Source organism: Amphibacillus indicireducens (genome assembly GCF_039539605.1).
GTDB classification, from domain to species: domain Bacteria; phylum Bacillota; class Bacilli; order Bacillales; family Amphibacillaceae; genus Amphibacillus; species Amphibacillus indicireducens.
The window spans coordinates 1-2,871 of record NZ_BAABDL010000083.1; the positions used below are offsets into that span (position 1 = coordinate 1).

The following is a 2,871-nucleotide window of genomic DNA, read 5'->3' on the forward strand; positions in this document are numbered from 1 at the left end:
ACAGCTACTACTGCCTTCACTGTTCGGGACTTTCACCCTAGAGTCTGCACCCATGCTGGGCACACAACAAAAAAAGAGCCATCAATATAATGATAGCTCTTTCTCTGTTATTTGGAGTTATTGCTTATTTTGTTGCGATTTTTGATTTTGTTGTTTGACAAGCTGTGTATCTGTTTCAGAAGCAAACTCAGTACCGTATTGTCCTTGGCCTTGTTTAGCTTGTTGATTTTGACGTTTTACTTCCTCAGCATTTGTTTTGCTTCGGTTTTGGTTTTTATTTTGGTTTTTAGCCATTTGAATATCACCTCCACAACCGTTAATGTAACCAGTTTTTCAGTGACTATTCAAAAATAAAGCAGAAACTTTTAAAGCTGATCAATCACCTTCTGATGGGGTACCGGGAATGGATAATCCTCAACCTGATCTAACGAAATAAATCGCTGATTCGAATCATCAAGAACAAAATCCTTTACCTTAAAATGAAAGACATCAATCGACCAAATAATATGTGAAAAAATATGCTTAATCGATTCTAGCTGATTAACTTCAATCACAGTTGTTTTGAACAGTTGCTCAACAAAAGGTGTTAATAACTTTCGATCAACCTCTTTTTTCTCGACCATCAAAAATTGCCACAAGCCAGCTAGTAACCCTTCTGCTGGTCTTTTTTCAATTAAAAACTCTCCCGACTGATTTTCAAGGACAAGGGTATAATAATTTAGCTTCGTTTGTTTTTTCTTTTTTGATTTAACTGGATAGTCTGTCTGCGTATTTGACCGATAGGCTTGACAGTGTGCTTTGATTGGACAAAGATCACATTTAGGATTTCTCGGGCGACAAATTAATGCACCCAACTCCATAATTCCTTGATTAAAACTTGAAGGGTCTTCAGTTGAAATCACATCACGCACAACTGCATCAAAGACTTTTCTTGTTTTTGCTTTGGCGATGTCTTGATCAATTCTAAATACACGTGACATCACGCGCATCACATTACCATCGACAGCTGGTTCAGGTTGATCATAAGCAATACTCATAATCGCCCCCAATGTATAGGGTCCAATTCCTTTCAGATCACCTAATTGCTTAGGATCTTTCGGGACTTTTCCTTGATACTTTTCTTTTACTTCTCGAACTGCAAATTGGAGATTTCGGGCTCTAGAATAATACCCTAGTCCCTCCCACGCTTTAAGAACATCTTGTTCATCCGCATCAGCGAGCGCAACTGGATTGGGGAATTTTTCAATAAAATTCTCGAAGTACGGGATGACTGTATCAACTTGTGTTTGCTGGAGCATAATCTCAGAAACCCACACTTTATAAGGATCTTTATCTTCTCGCCACGGTAATTGACGTTGATTTTTTAAAAACCAATTGATTAAATCTGTTTGAAATTCTTTTTTATTAAATGAACTTTCCTCCAATATCGTCACCCTTTTTCGTTAATCTCGTATCAATAATTATCAAATGTTTAAACCCTTTCAATTATGGCAAAATATAAAGGAAAGAGTTTTTCAAGTACCTTAGATTATAACGACTAATAAAACGATTTGAAAGAGGTGAGCACAAATCGATACCGGAACACATATTGCGATGGGGATTGCACTAGGTGGTATTGCAACTGTCGATCCCGTTATTCAATCAAATCCGATTTTTTTCACTGCTGTTATGGCTGGAACGATCATTGGCTCACATGCACCTGATTTTGATACGATTTTAAAATTAAAAAATAATGCTGTCTATTTACGGCATCATAGAGGAATTACCCACTCGATCCCATTGATGATTTTTTGGGGAATACTAATTTCGGGTTTGATTTATTTACTCGTACCTGGATTACCTTTCCTCAATATTTGGATTTGGACGGCACTGGCTGTTTTCCTTCATGTTGTCGTCGATATTTTTAATGCCTATGGGACTCAGGCATTTAGACCTTTCTCTAAAAAATGGATCGGACTCGGATTCATCAATACATTTGATCCGTTTATCTTCTCAGCCCATTTAATTGGAATCGCCCTTTGGGTCTTAGGCGCTGATCCAGTCAAAACATTTCTGACGATTTATGTTTTGATTTTTCTCTATTACTTGAAGCGTTTTTGGCAAAAGAAGGTTTTAGAAAGAAAAATTCGGCTTTCATTTTATAACGTCGAAGGGATTTTTACGTCACCAACGATCAGTCAAAAAATCTGGCGGCTTGCAATTACAACAGAGGACAAGTTTTATGTTGCCCGAGCAAATGATGGTAACATTCAAATTGTTGATCAATTTGATCGGATGCCCGTTCCTAATAATGAGCTGATGAGAACAGCAAAATTAGATCCAAATGTCGATGCCTTTTTATCATTTTCAAAAGTCTATCGCTGGGAGCAAACAGAGTATGACGATTATACTGAAGTGCGATTTATTGATTTGCGCTACAGATCAAAAGACCATTACCCATTTGTGGCGGTTGTTAATATTACAAAAGAGTTTAAAATTTTAAAGTCATATACAGGTTGGATATTTTCAGAGCAAAAGCTGCAGGATAAGCTATTAATTGAAGATCTTTAAACAGCACCCTTAAAGTAGACTTACATCTGCTTTGAGGGTTAATCTTTGCAAGTGATTGATCTTTCAATTAGAGTAAATGGAGTAATACTTTTGATAACGTCAAAAGTTCTATGAAAAGAACTGAAAAATCGAGATCCCAAAAGTTTAATGGCAAAAAAACGACCGCTATCGCTCTTGACAAACACGACAATGGTTTGTGTGAAAGGTGTCAAGGGCGAAGGGGACAAAAAGAAGGCATGGTAAATAGTCCTTGACTTTTACCATTTTAAACCATTGTCAAGCTCGGTTTGTCAAGAGTTCGCTACGCCGATAGCTCGTGTC

3 protein-coding genes are annotated in these 2,871 nt (G+C 37.2%); 1 reads left to right on the forward strand and 2 read right to left on the reverse strand.

What is annotated here, in order from left to right; all coding sequences use genetic code 11:
• Positions 1 to 117: 117 nt before the first annotated feature.
• Both ABD814_RS07700 and mutY read right to left on the reverse strand, forming a co-directional pair.
• Entirely contained in the window at positions 118 to 294 is a 177-nt protein-coding gene (locus ABD814_RS07700) for a gamma-type small acid-soluble spore protein (protein ID WP_344911918.1), read from the reverse strand.
• A 71-nt stretch (positions 295 to 365) separates the two neighbouring features.
• Complete coding sequence (mutY, locus tag ABD814_RS07705) at positions 366 to 1,433, reverse strand: A/G-specific adenine glycosylase (RefSeq protein ID WP_344911919.1); 1,068 nt, start codon at positions 1,431 to 1,433, stop codon at positions 366 to 368.
• A gap of 136 nt (positions 1,434 to 1,569) precedes the next feature.
• On the opposite strand from mutY, the gene ABD814_RS07710 reads away from it, so the two are divergent.
• A complete protein-coding gene (locus ABD814_RS07710) occupies positions 1,570 to 2,550 on the forward strand; it encodes a metal-dependent hydrolase (RefSeq protein WP_344911920.1) in 981 nt (326 codons plus the stop codon).
• Positions 2,551 to 2,871: the final 321 nt, after the last annotated feature.

What these genes read in the sequence shown, in the direction of transcription:
- ABD814_RS07700 (WP_344911918.1), bottom strand. Translation starts at nt 294, where the DNA reads ATGGCTAAAAACCAAAATAAAAACCAAAACCGAAGCAAAACAAATGCT.